The 18,263-nt window shown below is 61.5% G+C and carries 17 protein-coding genes and 1 pseudogene; 3 read left to right on the top strand and 15 right to left on the bottom strand.

Annotated elements, in window-relative coordinates; translation table 11 throughout:
* Positions 1-12: 12 nt before the first annotated feature.
* The 5 genes from map to dxr are packed head-to-tail and all read right to left on the bottom strand — an operon-like array spanning position 13 to position 6,510.
* Positions 13-912 carry a type I methionyl aminopeptidase gene (map, locus tag NQ018_RS01200; RefSeq protein ID WP_257057679.1) on the bottom strand — a complete coding sequence of 300 codons (900 nt, stop codon included), beginning with the start codon at positions 910-912 and terminating at the stop codon, positions 13-15.
* A gap of 47 nt (positions 913-959) precedes the next feature.
* Complete coding sequence (locus tag NQ018_RS01195) at positions 960-2,810, bottom strand: penicillin-binding transpeptidase domain-containing protein (protein ID WP_257057678.1); 1,851 nt, start codon at positions 2,808-2,810, stop codon at positions 960-962.
* 59 nt (positions 2,811-2,869) lie between these two features.
* Complete coding sequence (gene ispG / locus NQ018_RS01190; RefSeq protein ID WP_257037264.1) at positions 2,870-4,066, bottom strand: flavodoxin-dependent (E)-4-hydroxy-3-methylbut-2-enyl-diphosphate synthase; 1,197 nt, start codon at positions 4,064-4,066, stop codon at positions 2,870-2,872.
* Between the two features lie 32 nt (positions 4,067-4,098).
* Positions 4,099-5,313, bottom strand: coding sequence for a M50 family metallopeptidase (locus NQ018_RS01185; RefSeq protein ID WP_257057677.1), 1,215 nt, complete (start codon positions 5,311-5,313; stop codon positions 4,099-4,101).
* Between the two features lie 42 nt (positions 5,314-5,355).
* The gene (dxr, locus tag NQ018_RS01180) at positions 5,356-6,510 is read right to left on the bottom strand and encodes a 1-deoxy-D-xylulose-5-phosphate reductoisomerase (RefSeq protein ID WP_257037356.1); all 1,155 of its coding nucleotides are present in this window, start codon (positions 6,508-6,510) and stop codon (positions 5,356-5,358) included.
* 248 nt (positions 6,511-6,758) lie between these two features.
* On the opposite strand from dxr, the gene NQ018_RS01175 reads away from it, so the two are divergent.
* Positions 6,759-7,184: a DUF2631 domain-containing protein gene (locus NQ018_RS01175; protein ID WP_257057903.1), complete on the top strand. Its 426-nt coding sequence runs from the start codon at positions 6,759-6,761 to the stop codon at positions 7,182-7,184.
* A 107-nt stretch (positions 7,185-7,291) separates the two neighbouring features.
* On the opposite strand, the pseudogene rlmN reads toward NQ018_RS01175, so the two are convergent.
* A pseudogene (rlmN, locus tag NQ018_RS01170) lies at positions 7,292-8,389 on the bottom strand (dual-specificity RNA methyltransferase RlmN).
* Positions 8,390-8,439: 50 nt separating this feature from the next.
* On the opposite strand from rlmN, the gene NQ018_RS01165 reads away from it, so the two are divergent.
* A complete protein-coding gene (locus NQ018_RS01165) occupies positions 8,440-8,805 on the top strand; it encodes a LapA family protein (RefSeq protein WP_373566868.1) in 366 nt (121 codons plus the stop codon).
* A gap of 18 nt (positions 8,806-8,823) precedes the next feature.
* On the opposite strand, the gene NQ018_RS01160 is transcribed toward NQ018_RS01165, so the two are convergent.
* From NQ018_RS01160 to rpsB, 5 genes are all read right to left on the bottom strand, one after another.
* A complete protein-coding gene (locus NQ018_RS01160; protein WP_257057673.1) occupies positions 8,824-9,699 on the bottom strand; it encodes a phosphatidate cytidylyltransferase in 876 nt (291 codons plus the stop codon).
* Between the two features lie 91 nt (positions 9,700-9,790).
* Positions 9,791-10,348 carry a ribosome recycling factor gene (gene frr / locus NQ018_RS01155; RefSeq protein ID WP_257037271.1) on the bottom strand — a complete coding sequence of 186 codons (558 nt, stop codon included), beginning with the start codon at positions 10,346-10,348 and terminating at the stop codon, positions 9,791-9,793.
* 58 nt (positions 10,349-10,406) lie between these two features.
* Positions 10,407-11,120, bottom strand: coding sequence for a UMP kinase (gene pyrH, locus NQ018_RS01150; protein WP_257037272.1), 714 nt, complete (start codon positions 11,118-11,120; stop codon positions 10,407-10,409).
* Between the two features lie 275 nt (positions 11,121-11,395).
* A complete protein-coding gene (gene tsf, locus NQ018_RS01145; RefSeq protein ID WP_257037273.1) occupies positions 11,396-12,223 on the bottom strand; it encodes a translation elongation factor Ts in 828 nt (275 codons plus the stop codon).
* A gap of 52 nt (positions 12,224-12,275) precedes the next feature.
* Positions 12,276-13,115, bottom strand: coding sequence for a 30S ribosomal protein S2 (rpsB, locus tag NQ018_RS01140; RefSeq protein WP_257037274.1), 840 nt, complete (start codon positions 13,113-13,115; stop codon positions 12,276-12,278).
* A gap of 354 nt (positions 13,116-13,469) precedes the next feature.
* On the opposite strand from rpsB, the gene NQ018_RS01135 reads away from it, so the two are divergent.
* Positions 13,470-13,976: a M23 family metallopeptidase gene (locus NQ018_RS01135; RefSeq protein ID WP_257057671.1), complete on the top strand. Its 507-nt coding sequence runs from the start codon at positions 13,470-13,472 to the stop codon at positions 13,974-13,976.
* Positions 13,977-13,989: 13 nt separating this feature from the next.
* On the opposite strand, the gene NQ018_RS01130 is transcribed toward NQ018_RS01135, so the two are convergent.
* From NQ018_RS01130 to NQ018_RS01115, 4 genes are all read right to left on the bottom strand, one after another.
* Positions 13,990-14,910: a tyrosine recombinase XerC gene (locus tag NQ018_RS01130; protein ID WP_257057669.1), complete on the bottom strand. Its 921-nt coding sequence runs from the start codon at positions 14,908-14,910 to the stop codon at positions 13,990-13,992.
* A 148-nt stretch (positions 14,911-15,058) separates the two neighbouring features.
* On the bottom strand, positions 15,059-16,261 hold the full coding sequence (gene dprA / locus NQ018_RS01125) for a DNA-processing protein DprA (protein ID WP_257057666.1): 1,203 nt from the start codon (positions 16,259-16,261) through the stop codon (positions 15,059-15,061).
* A complete protein-coding gene (locus NQ018_RS01120; RefSeq protein ID WP_257057901.1) occupies positions 16,254-17,747 on the bottom strand; it encodes a YifB family Mg chelatase-like AAA ATPase in 1,494 nt (497 codons plus the stop codon). The genes dprA and NQ018_RS01120 overlap by 8 nt, the downstream gene beginning before the upstream one ends.
* On the bottom strand, positions 17,747-18,124 hold the full coding sequence (locus NQ018_RS01115) for a YraN family protein (RefSeq protein WP_257037279.1): 378 nt from the start codon (positions 18,122-18,124) through the stop codon (positions 17,747-17,749). The genes NQ018_RS01120 and NQ018_RS01115 overlap by 1 nt, the downstream gene beginning before the upstream one ends.
* Positions 18,125-18,263: the final 139 nt, after the last annotated feature.

Below are 18,263 nucleotides of genomic sequence, written 5' to 3'. Positions count from 1 at the left end.
TGGCCTTTGATGTTAGATGCCCTCGTCCGGGATGGTGAGGATCTCGTTGCCGTCCTCGGTGATCACAATGGTGTGCTCGAACTGCGCAGAGAAGCTGAAGTCGGTGTTTTGCACGGTCCAGCCGTCGTCCCAGATAGTGTAATCCAGGCCGCCGAGGTTGAGCATCGGCTCCACGGTCAGGGTCATGCCGGGTTCCAGGACATCCGTGTAGGTGTTGGAATCGTAGTGCAGCACCACCAGTCCGTTGTGGAAGGTGGTGCCAATGCCATGGCCGGTGAAGTCAGTGACCACGGAGTAGCCGAAGCGCTTGGCGTAGCTTTCGATCACGCGCCCAATCACGTTGATTTCACGCCCCGGCTTGGCGGCGCGAATCCCACGCATCGTAGCTTCCTTGGTGCGCTCCACCAGCAGGCGGTGTTCTTCGGAGACCGCGCCCGCGAGGAAGGTGGCGTTCGTGTCACCGTGGACGCCGTTTTTGTAGGCGGTGACGTCGATGTTCACAATGTCGCCGTCCTGAATCACCGTGGTGTCCGGGATGCCATGGCACACGATTTCGTTGAGGCTGGTGCACACAGACTTTGGGTAACCGCGATACCCAAGGCAGGAAGGGTAGGCGCCGTGGTCGAGCATGTACTCGTGCGCGATCCGGTCCAACTCATCGGTGGTCACACCGGGGGCCACAGCGCGGCCGGCCTCAGCCAGGGCATTCGCGGCGATCTTGCTGGCTTCACGCATCGCCTCGATCGTCTCCGGGGTCTGCACGAACGGCTCCCCCATTGCCTCATGCACCACTTTTTTCCACGCGTATTCCGGCCGAGGAATGCTCTCCGGCACGGTACGAATGGGGGTTGGGGTTCCAGGAACCAAAGGCTTGCGCTTGCTGCTCTTGCTGCTTCCGCTGTGTTCAGGCATGAGCACTATGGTAGCGCTTCAGTTGCCCCCACGGCCAAGGGCGCTAATTAAGCTGGATCAGCGCCTGGGTTGGGGTTGGGGTTGGCCCGCAGTTCGTCCAAGCGTAGGAAGAAGCGGTCCGTGATGGCTACGGCGTGTTCGGAGCCCCCACCGAGCACCACGAGGGTGGCAAAGGCGATGTCATCCTCGCGGTATCCGGTGAACCAGGCGTGCGAGCCCTGGTTGATTTCGGCCTCACCCGTCTTGCCGCGGATCACCCCGGCTGCCTGCATGCCTCCCGCGGTGCCGCCGGGGCCGGTCACTGCCTCCATGAGGGAGCGCAACTGCTCGATGGTGCGTGGGTCCGGGGTCTTGGGGGTGGTGTTCGCCTTGGTCTCGTGGCCGGAAACCAACGTTGGAAGCGGTGTTTTCCCAGCGGCTGCAGTTGCGGAAACCAGCGCCATGCCAAAAGGAGATACCAGCACTTCACCCTGGCCGTAGCCGGCCTCAGTCTTTGCCAGCGGCGTTTCCCCTTCCGGGATCTGGCCGGTGATGGTGTTCAGCCCCGGGACCTCGTAGTCCACGCCGATCCCGAACTCGCTGCCAATCTCCTTGAGCTGTCCCAACTCCAGTTGGGTGGAAATGTCCGCAAACGTGGTGTTGCAGGAACGCGCGAAGGCCTGCTGCAAGGAGGTGTTGCCTAAAGAAAATCCGTTGTCGTTGGTGACCACGCGCCCAAAAATGTTCATCGTGCCGGGGCACGGAACAATGGATGAAGAGTCCAGACCCTGGTCTTGGATACCTGCCGCGGCGGTAATGATCTTGAACGTGGAGCCCGGAGGGTACAGGCCCTGCAGGCCAATATCGCCCTGGGCATCGGCCTTCTTTGTCTGCGCCACCGCCAAGATATCCCCGTTAGAGGGGCGGATGGCCACGAGCACCGCTTCCATCTCTGGGCGGGTGTTCACGGCCTCCTCCGCAGCGCGCTGCACGTTGTAGTCCAAGCTCACGCGCACCGCGGGCGCCACCTGTGCCGCGTGGTATTCCAGGTCATCAATCGCGGCCCCGTCTGGGGTCACGGCTGAAATGCGCCAACCGTTTTGGCCCTCCAGGTCTTCTCCCACCAGGGTGGCGATTCTCGAGGTGATGTCCGGCGCGAAGTCGGGGTTCGGGGTGACCATCGCTGCTTCTTCGTTGAACACCACCTCCGCTACCTGGGCGAACTGCTCCTGCAGCACCTGGGCCGCCTGCTGGTCCACCGTGGCAACCGAGTACCTGCCCTGTGCCTGCTCCAGGTTGTCCGCAAGCTGGGCCGCATCAATCGCGGTGACGCCCTCTCGCTCAGCCCGAGCCGCATTGATTGCCCCCGCGAGCTGCGTGGCAAGCTGCCGGGGATCCCCCATCTTCTCGGTATCCACGAGCACGCGCGTGACTGTGCCGGGGCTCAAGATCTCCGCGCCATCGGAACTCACCACCGACGCTTTGGCCGCCGGCACCGAACGCAATTCCATGTGTTGATTCGCACCCAGTTTGGGGTGCAGGGCGCTGGGCTGCCAACGGATGAGCCACTCCCCGTTGATCCGGTTCAATGTCATCTGCGCCTGGTAGGCAAAGCTGCGTTCACGCGGAAGATCCCAGGAAAGATCGTAGGTTGCCGTAGCAATCGACTCCCTCGTTTCCACCTCACGCAGCTCAGCGCGCAGCCCCTCTGCCTGCAAGGAACCCCATATGGTCTCCAAAAGTGACGCCACACTCGAGGCCTGATCCGTAAGCTCCGCCGCCCCCGAAAAGTCCTGCTCGGCGACTTGCTGCAGGAAGGCCTCCACCACGGGCTCTACCGACGCCGGCTTGGGCGTGCAGGCAACCAAGGCGGAAGCGCCGAATGCGGCCGCCAGGATCACGGCTTGGGAGGCTCTCATGCACCACAGGCTAACACCTAGCTCACAGGGAACTGCGCACACAACGCCGGGCCATGCGCCTATTTGGTGACCTTTACCGTTGGGCCAGCGCCCTCTTTGATCTCGAGGCCCTGCTCCTCAGCCAGGCGCATTGCCTCCTCGATGAGGGTTTCCACGATCTGGGATTCCGGCACGGTCTTGATGACCTCACCTTTCACAAAGATCTGCCCCTTGCCGTTGCCGGAGGCCACACCGAGGTCAGCATCGCGCGCCTCGCCTGGACCATTGACCACACAACCCATCACAGCCACGCGCAACGGCACATCCATGCCCTCCAGCGCGGCGGTAACTTCCTCCGCCAGGGTGTACACATCCACCTGCGCGCGGCCGCAGGATGGGCAGCTCACAATTTCCAGGCCGCGCTCACGCAGATTCAGCGACTGCAAAATCTGGTCACCTACCTTGACTTCCTCTTTGGGGTCTGCGGAGAGTGAGACGCGGATGGTATCGCCGATACCTTCTGCAAGCAGCGCTCCGAAGGCCACGGAGGACTTAATGGTGCCCTGGAAAGCGGGACCAGCCTCGGTAACGCCCAGGTGCAGCGGGTAGTCCGTCTGAGCGGCCAACTGACGGTAAGCCTCCACCATGATCACGGGGTCATTGTGCTTGACAGAAATCTTGATGTCACCAAAGCCGTGCTCCTCAAAGAGGGAAGCCTCCCACATCGCGGACTCCACCAGGGCCTCCGGGGTGGCCTTGCCGTACTTCTCCATGATGCGGCGGTCCAGCGAGCCGGCGTTCACGCCGATGCGGATTGGGATACCGGCATCACCCGCGGCCTTGGCCACCTCTTTCACGCGGCCGTCGAACTCCTTGATATTGCCGGGATTCACGCGCACTGCGGCACAGCCGGCGTCAATCGCGGCAAAGATGTATTTGGGCTGGAAGTGAATGTCCGCGATCACGGGGATGGGCGACTTCTTCGCGATCATCGGCAGCGCTTCCGCGTCCACGGTCTTAGGGCACGCCACGCGCACGATGTCACAGCCAGCGGCGGTGAGTTGCGCGATCTGCTGAAGCGTTGCGTTCACATCGTGGGTCTTGGTGGTGGTCATGGATTGCACAGACACCGGGAAGTCAGATCCCACGCCCACATTGCCCACCATGAGCTGGCGAGTCTTGCGCCGCGGGGCCAAGGTTGGAAGCGGTGCCTCTGGCATTCCCAAACCGATCTGTTGCGTCACTGTAGGAGCACTCCTGTTCAAACTCGCATACATGCGTAAGTAGGTGGCGTAATGCTGAGAGTCTATCACCCAAATAGGCGGATCGGATTGACCACGTCTGCCACGATCACGAGCACACCCACCGCCAGCAACACGCCGGCTACCGCCATGGTGAGCGGGGTGAGTTTGGTGTAATCCGCAGGCCCAGCAGGTCCCAGCCCGCGCAGGCGCCGCAGGGCGTCGCGAAGCTTCTCATAGAGCACCACCGCGATGTGCCCGCCGTCCAGCGGCGGCAATGGGATCAGGTTGAACAGCGCCAGGAACAAGTTGAGGCTTGCCAGCATGAGGAAGAACATCGGCCACATGCTGCGCTCCACGAGCTCACCACCCACGCGGGAGGCGCCGACCACACTCATCGGGCCCTGTTCATCGCGCTCACCGCCGATGATGGACTGCACTACGCCAGGAAGCATCGCTGGGAATTGGACGAGCCCTTGGACCGTTGCCGCGGTCATGTCTTTGGCAAAGTTCAGGGTGCCGCCAACTGCGGTGAGCGCGTTGTATTCCAGGTACACGTCTTGCAGCGGGGCCTGGGTCACACCAATTGCACCAACCTGCACGGGCGCACCGGTGGCGTCGAGGCGCTCCACTTGGGCCACCTCAACGGGGATCTGCATCTGGGTGCCATTGCGCTCCACGGTGAGTTCCACCGTCTGGCCCGGTTTAGTCCACACGTAGTCTCGGAGTTCCACGAAGCTGGCAAGCGGGGTGGCGTCGGCAGCCAGAATCCGGTCCCCCACCTGGATGCCTGCTCGCTGCGCCGGACCTTGCCCCTCACAGGTGCTCAAGGTTTGTGCGTCGATCTGGCGCGCCGGTGTGCAGGCCATTTCCCCGACCACCGCTGTGGTGTCCACGTTGTTATTGGGCAGCCCCCAGGCAATTGCGGAGCCGTACAGCACCACGAGCGCTACCAGCACGTTCATCACCACACCGCCGAGCAGCACCACAATCCGCTGCCAGGCGGGCTTCTTCCACATGGCCACGGGTTCTTCTTCCGGGGTGAGCGGGTCTTGGGCGGTCATGCCCGCAATGTCACAGAACCCGCCCAGCGGGACGGCTTTCAGGCCATACTCAATGCCATTCTTGCGCCAAGAAAACACCGTGGGGCCAAAGCCTACGAAGAACCTGCGCACCTTCATCCCGCAGGCGCGCGCGGCAGAATAGTGGCCCCATTCATGCAGCCCAATGGTCAGCGCGATACCCAACGCAAACAGGGCTACGCCCAACAAATATGAAAGCAAAACGAACCATCCGAACTGGAGCTACAACACAAACTTCTCGAACTACCGGCGCAGCGCGGCAAGCAACGCATCCGCGGTGGCACGCGCACGCTGCTCGTGCTCAAGCACCTCTTCGATGCTGGACACTACACCAGCAAACTGTGAAGCCTGCTCAAGGGTCTGCTCCACCACATCCACGATCCGCGGGAAGTGAATCTGGCGCGCGAGGAATGCCTCCGCTGCCTGCTCATTTGCCGCATTGTAGACCGCAGGGAACGTTCCACCGGCTTGAGCCACCTGCCGCGCCAGGCGCACCGCGGGGAAGGCCACATCGTCCAGGGGCTCAAACTCCCAGGTGGAGGCGGTACTAAAGTCCAGCGCAGGCTGCGCGCCAGGCACGCGGTTTGGCCAATCCAGCGCCAGGGAAATCGGCAGTTTCATGGATGGCGGGGATGCTTGCGCGATGGTGCAGCCGTCGTTGAAGGTCACCATGGAATGCACGATCGACTGCGGATGGACCACCACGTCAATATCCTCAGCCGGGACATCGAACAACAGGCTCGCCTCGATGAGCTCCAGCCCCTTGTTCACGAGCGTCGCCGAGTTCAAGGTGTTCATCTGCCCCATGGACCACGTCGGGTGTGCCGCCGCTTGCTCCGGCGTGACATCCCACATCTTTTGCCGGTCCCAGCCTCGGAACGGCCCGCCGGAGGCCGTGAGAACGAACCGCGCCACCTCGCCGCGCTGCCCGGCCAGCAAACATTGCGCCATCGCCGAGTGCTCGGAATCCACCGGCACAAGCTGCCCCGAGCGCGCCGCCTGAGTGACCAGCCGACCACCTGCAACCAGGGACTCCTTGTTCGCCAGCGCCAGCGTGGCACCAGTCTCCAGTGCTGCCATGGTGGCACCAAGCCCCATAGACCCCACGAGGGCGTTGAGCACAACGTCTGCCTCAACTTCACGCACCAACGCCGCGGCATCGCGCAGCACCGCGCCCCCCAAAGCATTGCCGACGAAGCCCGCCGCCTCAGCACTCGCCACCGCCACGGCCCCGGCGGGCAGGCCCAGGGCTTGGGCTTGCTGCACAATCAGCTCCGGGTTGGCGCCGCCTGCGGCGATGCCAACCACGGTAAACGTTTCCGGATTGTCGGCGATCACCTCCAGTGCCTGGGTGCCAATGCTGCCGGTGCTGCCGAGGAGAAGGATGCGCTTGTTCACCGCTCCATTATGCGCCACGCAACCGGACCATTTGCATTCGCACGCTACCCCCGAGCGTGTACCAACTTTCGTTTGAACATTTGGCCCTTATACCCCTGAAACGCCATTGAGGTTGGCAGATGGTGAATAAAGTCACGCGCTCCAGGCGTGACCTGCTCGCTTCACGCTGCTGATTATGCAAAAATATAGGACGACTCTGAACTTGTTTTGCGCCCTCCCCGTGGCGCACGTCCTGAATGAAGGAGAACATCGTGGCCGGTTCCCACGCAATCGCACCTGAGGTCCACAATGGCGTGTCCACCCTTGACGAGCCCTCGGCTGCATGGGGCTGGCACGACATCGGACAGCACGCCATCCAGATTGCTGGTTGGATTTCCGTTGCGTTCCTGCTTGCCTACAACTTTGGCAACCACCAGGGCCACGTTGAGACCATCTACCTGTTCACCTTCGCAGCGCTGATTGCCCTTGGCCTGCTCGTGCAACTGTTCAAGCCGCAGGGCAAGCAGGTTCGCACCGTGACCGCCCACAACAAGCCAATGGGCCACAAGGAACCAGACTGGACCTACCTGCAGGCAACCGCAACCGGCCCATACGCAGAGCTTTCCGACTCCCAACTGCGCGCCCTGAACATCGAGCCCCAGCGCGTAGCACACCTGCGCAACCTCGAGGCATAACGCTTCAACATACGCTCAAAGCCGCGGCACCTGATGAGAAAATCGGTGCCGCGGCTTTTGCATTTCCTAGTGTGAAGTCCACCCCTTAACACCTCAGCACCGCGAGGTTACTGCTCCTCAGCGGCGAGCTGACCGCAAGCCGCTGCGATCTCCTGGCCCTTGGTATCGCGAACCGTGCAGGGAACGCCCTGGGCGATGACCCGGCGAACAAACTCGTCCTGCTGGGGCTTTGGCGATGCATCCCACTTGGAACCCGGGGTCGGGTTGAGCGGAATGAGGTTCACGTGGACGCGTGAGCCAAGTGCCTTGTGCAGCTTCTTGCCCAACATGTCAGCGCGCCAGCCGTGGTCATTCACATCCCGGATGAGGGCGTACTCGATGCTCACTCGGCGCCCGGAGCGGTCGGCGTAGTACGCGGCGGCATCGAGCACCTCGGCCACGGACCAGCGATTGTTGACGGGCACCAGCGTGTCACGCAACTCATCATCTGGGGTATGGAGGGAAACCGCGAGGGTCACTGAGAGGTCTTCGTCGGCAAGCTTCCTGATCGCCGGCGCCAAACCCACCGTGGACACGGTGACGTTGCGCTGCGAGATACCAAAACCCTCCGGGATCGGCTGGGTGATCTGCCGGACGGCGCTGACCACGCGCTTGTAGTTGGCCAGCGGCTCCCCCATGCCCATGAACACGATGTTGGAAAGCCTGCCGCCTTCCGCGGCCATGGTTGCGGAGGCCTCGCGCACCTGATCCACAATTTCCGCGGTGGAGAGGTTGCGGTCCAATCCGCCCTGGCCGGTGGCGCAGAATGGGCAGGCCATGCCGCAGCCCGCCTGGGAGGAAATACACAGCGTTGCGCGGTTGGGGTAACGCATGAGGACGGATTCCAGCAGGGTGCCGTCGTGTAGGCGCCACAGTGTCTTTTGTGTTTCGCCTTCGTCCGTTTCCACCGTGCGCACCGGGGTCATCAGGGTTGGAAACAGCGCCTGCTTCACACTTTCGCGCGCGTCAGCCGGGAGGTCCGTCATGGTGCTTGGATCGGCTTCCAAACGGCCGTATTAGTGGCGGGCAACTTGGTTCGCACGGAATTTGGGCAGACCCAGCTCAGCGAGGGCTTCGATGCGCGCGTTTTGGTCGAGGTCCGCGAAGTGCGTGGGCGGCATCGCCTTGCGCGGGGAGGAAAAGTTCAGGGTAACGGGAGTAGCCATAATATCTGTATCTTTTCACGTTTTTGCCAAAATAGGCCACAATGGTTGCTATGACAAACAATCAGAACGCTGATTTTGCAGACCAGACCCACCCAGACTTCCAGGCCTCAACCGTTCCGGCAGTCCAGGAGCCCGCCGTTCCCGCTGCTTCAACCGAGCCGAAAGTGAAGTCCAGTTTTGCCGGCGGCACGTGGGTTGCCCTGATTGTGGGCGCACTGCTGCTCATCGCTTTGCTGGTGTTCATTTTGCAGAACCAGCAGCAGGTGGAACTCACCTTGTTTGCGTGGGCCTTTACAGTTCCAGCCGGTGTGGGTTTCTTGCTCGCCGCGATTTTGGGCGCGCTCATCATGGCGATGGTGGGCATTGTGCGCATGTACCAGTTGCGCCGCCAGATTAAGAAGGCGAACAAGCGCTAGAGCGCTAGAGGTTCATCACTAGAGGTTCATCACAGAGCTGAGCAGCAGCCAGGTCACCATCGCGGCGGGCAGCATGCCGTCGAGGCGGTCCATGAGGCCGCCGTGGCCTGGCAGGATGTTGGACATATCCTTGATGCCAAGCTCACGCTTGAATTGGGATTCCACGAGGTCTCCCAATGTTGCGCACACCACGAGGCACAGCCCGAGCAGTGCGCCGATCCACCAGTGGATTCCCAGCAGGAAGGTTACGGCGATCGAGCCGGTAAGCATGCCAAAAAAGACGCTGCCGGCGAAGCCTTCCCAGCTCTTTTTGGGGCTCACAGCGGGTGCCAAAGGGCGCTTGCCAAACATCACCCCGGCAATATAGCCGCCCGTATCTGAGGCAATCACGCACAGCATGAAGGTGATGATGAACATTGCCGGCGAGGCGGATTCCGTTTCCAGCCGGGAGAGCATGGCGGCAAAGCTGCCGAACAGGGGGATCCAAGTGAGTACGAAGATGCTCACCGCGGTGTCTCGAAGGTAGTTCTTCGGCGGGGTATTCCGCCCGTGGTGGAACAGCCTGCCGAACATGGTCACGAGCACCGCAACCACATACGCCGAAACCAGGCCTTTGGTCTGGAAGGGCCAGCTCATCCACAGCATTGCTTGGCCTGCGATGATGAGGAGCCAGCGCTGCACAAGGTAGCCTTTTTCATTGAGCCTGGCGTGTACTTCCCAGGTGGCTACCGCGATTGCGCAGGCGACGATCAGGTACCAGCCGATGGGGAGGGTGAACACGGCGAGCAACACCAGTGCGCCGAGGATCAGGCCTGTGGTGATTGCAGCTTTGAGGTCACGGCCAGCACTATTGCGTGGTTTCGGTAAGTGGTGACTTTTTTGGTGCTGCTCCATGTGAGGGGCTCCTTGTGGACAACGTAATTGCAGGGCACCTGCTTCCAGCTCGCGGGTGCCCTGATACAGCGATGTGTGAGGAAGGTGTGGGTTACACCTCCATCAATTCGCCTTCCTTCTTGGAGACGACCTCATCGACCATCGCAACGTATTTCGCGGTGACCTTGTCCAGTTCCTTTTCGGCTGCCTGCACCTCGTCCTCGCCGGCGTCGCCGTCCTTTTGGATCTTCTTCAGGCCTTCCATGCCCTTGCGGCGCACGTTGCGGATGGCGATCTTGCCTTCCTCGCCCTTCGCCTTGGCAACCTTCACCAGTTCCTTGCGGCGCTCCTCGGTGAGCTGCGGGATGGTGACGCGCAGCACCTGGCCGTCGTTGGTGGGGTTCACACCGAGGTCGGAATTGCGAATGGCGTTTTCAATTTCACCCATCATGGACTGCTCGTAGGGCTTGATGAGCAACATGCGCGCCTCGGGCACGGAAATGGTTGCCATCTGGGTGATGGGGGTTGGCACACCGTAGTAGTCAGCGATCACGCCGTTGAACATGGCGGGGTTGGCTCGTCCGGTACGAATGTTCACCAGTTCCTCGCGGGTGCGTTCCACGGAGGTGTTCATGTGGTCTTCGGACTCGAGCAGGATCTCGTCAATCACAGCAGGCTACTTTCTGATCTCAGTGTTTTCAGGGTGATTTTGGGGTGGTATTAGGGTATCAGGATTGCACAAGGGTTCCGATACGCTCACCGGCAACCGCGCGGGCAATGTTGCCTTCGGTGAGCAGATTGAACACCAGGATTGGCATGGAGTTGTCCATGCAGAGGCTGAACGCGGTGGCGTCTGCAACCTTGAGGCCGCGCTCGATAACCTCCCGCGGGGTGATCTCTGCAAACAGCTCGGCGTCTGGGTTGGTGCGTGGATCATCGGAGTACACACCGTCCACGGCCTTCGCCATGAGCAGCACCTCACAATCAATTTCCAGGGCGCGCTGCGCTGCGGTGGTGTCAGTGGAGAAGTAAGGCATGCCCATGCCGGCACCAAAGATAACAACGCGGCCCTTTTCCAGGTGACGCTTTGCCCGAAGCGGCAGATATGGTTCCGCAACCTGCGCCATGTTGATCGCGGTTTGCACGCGGGAATCAATGCCTTCCTGCTCCAAGAAGTCTTGGAGTGCCAGGCAGTTCATCACCGTGCCGAGCATGCCCATGTAGTCCGAGCGGTTGCGGTCCAGGCCACGCTGTTGAAGCTGGGCGCCGCGGAAGAAGTTACCGCCACCGATCACCACTGCGATCTCAGCTCCCGTGCGCGCCACGGAGGCAATTTGGCGAGCCACGTTTTGCACCACGTCCGGATCAATGCCAACGGATCCACCGCCGAACATTTCACCTCCGAGCTTGAGCATCACTCGTTTGTATGCGGTGCGTGCCATTATGGTGTTCCTTCCTCGGTATGAAGACCGTACATATCCGGTGTGCTGCGGTAACTCCCTGGCACTTCTCTAGCAACTCTCTAGCAATTCTGTACTCATCAAGTGCCTGTGCCGGTTCCGCCTGTACCGCTTTTGTGGCGCGGCACAATCCCTGCCATTCTACCGCACCGCGCTCACACACTTTGCATGTGCCCCGCCGGGTCCGGCTAGAAGGCATACAAAAAGGCGCCCAGGGTGTACATTTCCCTTGGGCGCCTTGTGAGCCAAGCACGGTATTAGTGCTGGCCAACCTCGAAGCGGGAGAAGCCGGTGATGGTGATGCCGGCCTCGTCAGCGAGCTGCTTGACGGTCTTCTTGGAGTCTGCAACGGATGCCTGCTCGAGGAGCACAACGTCCTTGTAGAAGCCCTGGAGACGGCCTTCCACGATCTTGGGGATAGCCTGCTCTGGCTTGCCCTCTTCGCGGGTGATCTGCTCTGCGATCTCGCGCTCCTTGGCAACGATCTCTGCAGGAACGTCCTCGCGGGTCAGGTATGCAGCCTTGAGTGCGGCAACCTGCATAGCGGCAGCGTGTGCTGCAGCCTCAGCGGCTTCACCGGTGCCGGTGTATGCAACGAGCACGCCCACTGCTGGTGGCAGGTCGGCGGAGCGCTGGTGCAGGTACACGGAGAGGTTCTCACCCTCCAGGGTCACTGCGCGGCGCAGCTCGAGCTTCTCACCGATCTTGGCGGAGAGCTCCTGGATTGCCTCAGCGGCTGGCTTGCCGTCAACGTCAGCAGCGGCGAGCTCTTCAGCGGAGTTGGCCTTCACAGCAGCGGCTGCGTCGGCAACCTTCTGTGCGAAGTCCTTGAACTCTGCATTCTTTGCCACGAAGTCGGTCTCGGAGTTGATCTCCACCATGGTGTTGCCGGAAACGGCAATCAGACCCTCGGTTGCGTTGCGCTCTGCGCGCTTGCCCACGTCCTTGGCACCCTTGATGCGCAGTACCTCAACGGCCTTGTCAAAGTCGCCGCCGGTCTCCTCGAGAGCCTTCTTGCAGTCCAGCATGCCGGAGCCGGTGACTTCGCGCAGCTTCTTGACGTCTGCAGCGGTGTAGTTCGCCATGTTGATCCTTAAAATCTAGTGTTGGTTCGTTGCGTGATGCTTCGAGAGCAGTTTAAGCCTGCTCTGCAGGTGCCTCAACCTTTGCGGCAACCTCAGCATTCTCAGCGGCTTCCTCTGCAGGAGCCTCAACCTTGGCTGCTACCTCAGCGGTCTCCTTGTTGGCGTCGCCAGCAGCTTCCTTCGCAGCGGCGAGTGCGCGCTCTTCGCGGGCCTTCTTGCCCTCGATGACTGCGGAGGAGATCACGCGGGTGAGCACGTCGATGGAGCGGATTGCGTCATCGTTGCCTGGAACTGGGAAGTTCACAACGTCTGGGTCGCAGTTGGTGTCCAGGATGGCAACCACTGGGATGTTCAGCTTGTGCGCCTCAGCAACAGCGATGTGCTCCTTGTTGGTGTCCACGATCCACAGAGCGGAAGGAACCTTGCTCATCTCGGAGATGCCACCGAGAACGCGCTCGAGCTTGGTGCGCTCGCGGTTGAGCAGGAGGATTTCCTTCTTGGTGCGGCCTTCGTAGCCGTTCTCTGCTTCCTCCATTGCCTGGAGTTCCTTCAGGCGGTGCAGACGCTTGGAAACGGTCTGGAAGTTGGTGAGCATGCCGCCGAGCCAACGGTGGTTCACGTAAGGCATGCCAACGCGCTGAGCTTCGGTTGCAACTGCTTCCTGAGCCTGCTTCTTGGTGCCAACGTAGAGGATGGAGCCGCCGTGAGCAACGGTCTCCTTAACGAACTCGTATGCCTCATCGATGTAGGTCAGGGTCTGCTGAAGATCGATGATGTAGATGCCGTTGCGGTCGGTCAAGATGAAACGACGCATCTTTGGGTTCCAACGGCGGGTCTGGTGGCCAAAGTGCACACCAGAGTCGAGAAGCTCGCGCATGGTAACAACTGCCATGAGGTGCTCCCTTTCTGTACTTGTAGTTTCGGTTGATGTTCATGCCCAGGTTTTCCCTGTGCCCTAGCTGCCGCATATCTTGGCAAAACACCCGCATAGTGCCACCTTTCAAGCAAGGTGACGCGGGACCATGTCTTGCACCAAGTGCCTTCAAAAACCCAAGCTAGACCGAGGTTTTTGCAAAGGCGATGCGACCGCGCGAAGTCAGCACCTCACATGCAACACACGCATGGAGCCACTGCCAGCGAAAAATGCTATCACAAAGCCGCCCCCGAAACCGAATCCAAAACTCGGTGCGAGCTGGCACGAAGCGGAAAGGGAACCGACGTCACCGCCACCGCAGTCTAAGCAGGTATGAACTCTTCTCTCCCCCGGCGTCCCGCACGCCTGCTCCTTGTGTTGCTATGCATCATCCTCACCCTCCTCACATCAATCCCCGCCGCACGGGCCTACGTTCATCCAATCTCCATCAGCGAGCGGGTGCATGGGGTGTTGAGGGCGTACGACGCCCCCACGCCGAACTGGCTTCCGGGGCACAGGGGCGTGGACTTACTGGCCGCGGTTGGGGCGCCGATTTTTGCCGCAAAGGAGGGCGTGGTCGCGTTTGCTGGTGTTGTGGCTGGCACGCCAGTGGTGTCTATTGATCACCCTGATGGGCTTCGCACCACCTACCAACCGGTGCACGCACGTGTGGCCGCCGGCGAGGAAGTAACGCAAGGCCAGCTCATTGGCACATTGGGGCACTCCACCGATGGCTACCCTGGGCTGCACTGGGGCGTGCGCGACGGCCCCGATTCCTACCGCAATCCATTGGGGTTGCTGAAACCCCCGATCATCCGCCTCAAACCACTGCACACATAACGCTGCCACAGGCCTACGCGCGCGGATGCGCCTGCTTGTATGCCTCCGTGAGCCCAGCGATGCTCACATGCGTGTAGATCTGCGTGGTCTGCAGCGAGGAGTGCCCGAGCAGTTCCTGAACCACACGCAGGTCCGCTCCCCCGTCGAGCATGTGGGTGGCCGCGCTGTGGCGCAGCCCGTGCGGCCCGAGCGTTTCGACGCCGTGCAGGTCCCCTGCTTCCGCAACAATCTTGCGGACTTGCCGCGGTCCGATGCGGCCACCGCGCACCCCGCAGAACACAGGCTCCTCCGGTCCCGCGGCAGCGGGACGCGATTGAAGCAGGGTTTGAAGGGCGCGCGCAGCAGGTTCACCGAAAGGAACAACCCGCTGTTTGTTGCCCTTACCACGCACCCGCACGGTATTGCGCTTGAGGTCCAGGTCCGCGACATTGATGCCACAAAGCTCAGACACTCGGATGCCTGTTGCGTACAAGAGTTCAAGGATTGCCCGATCCCGGACAAAGGTTTCCTCAGTGCGTGAGGCTGGGGAATCAATCACCTCAGCCATCTGGCTTTGTGCCACCACCTTAGGGAGCGGCCTTCCCACCTTGGGTGCCGCCAGGCGCGCGGCCGGGTTGACCTCCAAGTAGCCCTGCGCCACCAACCAGGCGCCGAACCCTTTTGCCGCAGCGATCCTGCGGGCCATCGTGGTGCGCGCCGCCCCGGCGCGCACTTGCTCGCCCAGCCATGCGCGAAGATTGCCCAGCTCGAATTCGCCGAGGGTGGGATACTCCTGGGCAAAGAGCTGGAGATCCGATGAGTAGGAGCGAATGGTTGCCTCGGAGCGGCCAAGCACGAGCCTCAGGTGCTCGGCATAGTCTGCGATGAGTTCCTCCGTGCGCGCCAAAGGCGAGCCACACACTGTGCGGCCCGCCTTTGCGTCTAACTCACCCATAGTGCACACCCTAGTATGTGTGGAGTACCTGTGGTGAAGCGCGGCTCCAGCCCGAACCGCTTTATCCACCGAAAGCCACTCTACTAAGGCTTGCCTCACCTACTTTAGGTGGCTGGGTGGCAATGGCGCAATGCCAGCGCGCAATCTGTCAGCTCCGGCTCCTGAGCCAATTACTTCGGTCCCGCCGCACCAGGCCCTCCCGCTCGAGGTCAAGCAGGATTTTCACACACAGTCCCACTGGTAACCCGGCTTCTTTTGCGATCGCATCCGTGGGCATTGGGGCGTAATCCACAGAGTCAAACACCCGCAATTCCCGGTAGTTGAGCTTTTGGGTAGCGGTGGGCGCGAGGTCCAGCTCCAATTGCGCGGCTTCAGAGCCAACACGTTCACCCTGTTGCCCCACTCCCATGTGTCCAATCAGCTCATCTACGTGCCCAGCATTGCTCACGAGGTGCGCCTCCCCGGCCCGGATTCTTTCGTGGACCCCCAGCGAGTTGGGGACGTCGATAGGCCCCGGCACCCCCATTGCCTGCCGCCCCAGCGCCGCCGCCCAGCTCAGCGTGTTTAGCGCTCCGGATCGATACGGCGCCTCGGTGACCACCACCCCTTGGCTCAGCGCTGCGACCAAACGATTCCTTGCTAAGAAGCGGTGCCTGTGCGGCGTTGCTCCCGGAGGATACTCGGAGATCACCGCGCCTTGTTCCACCACCTTCCTAAACAACCCAGCATTTGCAGCCGGATAGGCGGCGTCCACGCCTCGGGCGAGCAGCACCGCGGTGATACCTTGAGCATCCAGCGCCGCTTGGTGTGCGTGGGTGTCCACCCCCAGCGCGCCGCCGGAAATGATCGCATACCCCTGCTGAGCCAAGCCAGTGGCGAGGGTGCGGGTAGCCCGAGCCCCGTAGCTACTCACCGCACGGGTCCCCACGATGGCTACGGCTTTTGCCGCGATCACATCCAGTTGCATCCCCCGCACCCACAAGCAGTGGGGCTCCACCGCCTCGGCCTCGTAACGGGAGACGTGCTGAAAGTCGTTGAGCTCGGCGTATGCGAATCCTTGGGCAAATTGAAACGTGGGCCACTCTGGGGATTCCACCGTGACGAGTCTTCCGCCGAGCTTCTCCATGAGCGCAAGGTCTTCCTTAGCTCGGTTGTCCTGGTAGCGGCTTCGGGTGAGGTGCAGGATCTCCCCGAGCCAGGGCTCGCGGTGCTGGATACCGTGGGCGATCTTTTCCACGTCCTCGCCCTGCTGCAACAACGCCTGCAAGTGCCTGCTCGGCCCTTCAAACACCCGGGCAAGGTACGCCCAGGCCAACATCCGGGAATCCTTTGTTGAGGGAGTGTCAGACATGTTCACGCAGCTCCAATGCCCTCGCTACCTCATCGAGCCCCGGGCGCTTAGCAGACTCCAGATCGGCGATTGTCCACGCCACCTTCAACGCACGATCCACGCCACGTTGGGTCACAATGTCTTCCTCAAGGTAGCTTTGCAGCAGTGCCATCCCCGCCTCATCAGCCGGGAACTGTCTGCGCAGCACATGGGGGTCCATGTGCGCATTGGGCACGCCGAATCGTCGGAGCATCCGCCCCCTTGCCGCAGCAACCCTACTGGCGATCTGCGCGCTGGACACCGGGGTTCGCTCCCGCACCTGCTGTCCCTTGGAATACGTGCGTACAAACAAATCCAAACGATCACGCAATGGACCAGAGACATTGCGCAAATACCGTGCCCGGTGCACAGCACTACACCGGCAATCTTGGGGCTCCTCCGCACCACATCTACACGGATTCGCCGCCAAAATCAGTTGGAAGCGAGCCGGGAAACGCAACTCTGTGTGGTTGCGCACCATCCGGACCTGCCCCTCCTCCAGCGGCACCCGCAAGCTATCCAAGACGCTCGCGGCCATCTCACTGACCTCGTCCAAGAACAGCACACCGTGGTGCGCCAAACTCACCGCGCCGGGCAGCGGCCTTCCGGAGCCGCCGCCAAGCAGGCCGGCAATGCTTACCCCGTGGTGCGGGGCTACGATCGGCACTCCAGCCACTGGCGGCTGCCCAAGCACGGACCGGATTGCCTGCACCTCCAGCCTTTGAGCGTTATCCAGCTCCGTCATGATGCTGGGCATCCGCATGGCGATCATGGATTTACCACTTCCAGGCGGACCGACGATGAACATGTTGTGGCCACCTGCGGCTGCCACCTCGGCTGCCCACTTGGCTTCGGGCTGGCCCACAACGTCCGCCATGTCCGCCATATCGGATTCGTTGGCCGCCTCCGGGTGGGCGTCGGAACGCTCCCCCACACCAGATTCCTGCGCCGTTTTCAGCAGCGGGATACCCTGCAGCCACTGCCACACATGATCCGCCTGCTGCGCTAGGTACACCTCAACACCCTCTACTTGCAGGGCCTCGCTGAGGTTTGCGTGCGGCACCACGGCCTGGGTGATGCCATGTTCCCGCGCCATGAGTAGGGCAGGCAGCACGCCCGGCACGCCCAGTACCTCACCTTTCAGGCTCACTTCACCCATGATGAGGACGTCGCCGCGTTGGCGGGGCTGGCCTGCGGTGAGGATTGCCATCATCATTGGGAGGTCAAAGTGGGAGCCGTGCTTGCGCAAGCTGGCGGGCGAAAGCCCCACCACGACCTTGGTTTTCGGCCATTGCAAGCCCAAGTTGCTGGCGGCTGTTTTCATTCGGTCTCGGGCTTCGGCGATGGAGGCGTCGGCGAGGCCCACGATGTATGTTCCGGGAAGCCCCTGCCCCACGTTTGCCTCAACCTGGACGAGCTGCGCCTCAACTCCTACGAGTGCCGCGCTGAAAGTGGTTGCCATCGCCATCATTCAACCCCCTGGTAGTAATCCACTTTGAGGTCCTGATGCCGGCCCATTTGGATGATCAAGGCGTCAAAGCGAATTGATTGGCAGGGGTTTTCCTTCAGCCACAGTGCCGCGGCTTTGCGCAGCCGGTGCATCTTGGCGCGGGTGATCGATTCCACGGACCCAAATGCTGTGGTTGAGCGTGTTTTGACCTCCACGAAGACCGTGTTGCCCTGAGGGTCGGAGGTGATGATGTCAATCTCGCCCACCGGGTAGCGCACATTCCGGGCCAGGAGCGTGTGCCCGCGCGCCGCGAGCCAGCGTGCAGCGATGTTCTCCCCCTTTTTCCCCAATACGTCCCGCTGGTGCTGATCGAGTTGGGCCTTTCCTTGTTGCATTGTTTCCCCCTTGAGTGTTGACAAAAGTTGAGGTGAAAACCTCTCAACACTATTGGTCTGTTTTCACCCCCCTTTTGGTTCCCTCACACCCCCAACCCCCTTGCCACACCTGCTTGCCGCGCCGGAGCTTTTCCCCCTC

The sequence above is a fragment of the Corynebacterium kozikiae genome (genome assembly GCF_024580965.1).
In the GTDB taxonomy this organism is placed as follows: domain Bacteria; phylum Actinomycetota; class Actinomycetes; order Mycobacteriales; family Mycobacteriaceae; genus Corynebacterium; species Corynebacterium kozikiae.
This window is presented reverse-complemented; position numbering and strand designations above follow the sequence as displayed.

What these genes read in the sequence shown, in the direction of transcription:
- dprA (WP_257057666.1), bottom strand. Translation starts at nt 16,261, where the DNA reads ATGTCTGACACTCCCTCAACAAAGGATTCCCGGATGTTGGCCTGGGCG.
- NQ018_RS01120 (WP_257057901.1), bottom strand. Translation starts at nt 17,747, where the DNA reads ATGGCGATGGCAACCACTTTCAGCGCGGCACTCGTAGGAGTTGAGGCG.
- ispG (WP_257037264.1), bottom strand. Translation starts at nt 4,066, where the DNA reads ATGTATGCGAGTTTGAACAGGAGTGCTCCTACAGTGACGCAACAGATC.
- NQ018_RS01130 (WP_257057669.1), bottom strand. Translation starts at nt 14,910, where the DNA reads ATGGGTGAGTTAGACGCAAAGGCGGGCCGCACAGTGTGTGGCTCGCCT.
- NQ018_RS01135 (WP_257057671.1), top strand. Translation starts at nt 13,470, where the DNA reads ATGAACTCTTCTCTCCCCCGGCGTCCCGCACGCCTGCTCCTTGTGTTG.
- rpsB (WP_257037274.1), bottom strand. Translation starts at nt 13,115, where the DNA reads ATGGCAGTTGTTACCATGCGCGAGCTTCTCGACTCTGGTGTGCACTTT.
- NQ018_RS01165 (WP_373566868.1), top strand. Translation starts at nt 8,440, where the DNA reads ATGACAAACAATCAGAACGCTGATTTTGCAGACCAGACCCACCCAGAC.
- NQ018_RS01195 (WP_257057678.1), bottom strand. Translation starts at nt 2,810, where the DNA reads ATGAGAGCCTCCCAAGCCGTGATCCTGGCGGCCGCATTCGGCGCTTCC.
- pyrH (WP_257037272.1), bottom strand. Translation starts at nt 11,120, where the DNA reads ATGGCACGCACCGCATACAAACGAGTGATGCTCAAGCTCGGAGGTGAA.
- NQ018_RS01115 (WP_257037279.1), bottom strand. Translation starts at nt 18,124, where the DNA reads ATGCAACAAGGAAAGGCCCAACTCGATCAGCACCAGCGGGACGTATTG.
- tsf (WP_257037273.1), bottom strand. Translation starts at nt 12,223, where the DNA reads ATGGCGAACTACACCGCTGCAGACGTCAAGAAGCTGCGCGAAGTCACC.
- map (WP_257057679.1), bottom strand. Translation starts at nt 912, where the DNA reads ATGCCTGAACACAGCGGAAGCAGCAAGAGCAGCAAGCGCAAGCCTTTG.
- NQ018_RS01160 (WP_257057673.1), bottom strand. Translation starts at nt 9,699, where the DNA reads ATGGAGCAGCACCAAAAAAGTCACCACTTACCGAAACCACGCAATAGT.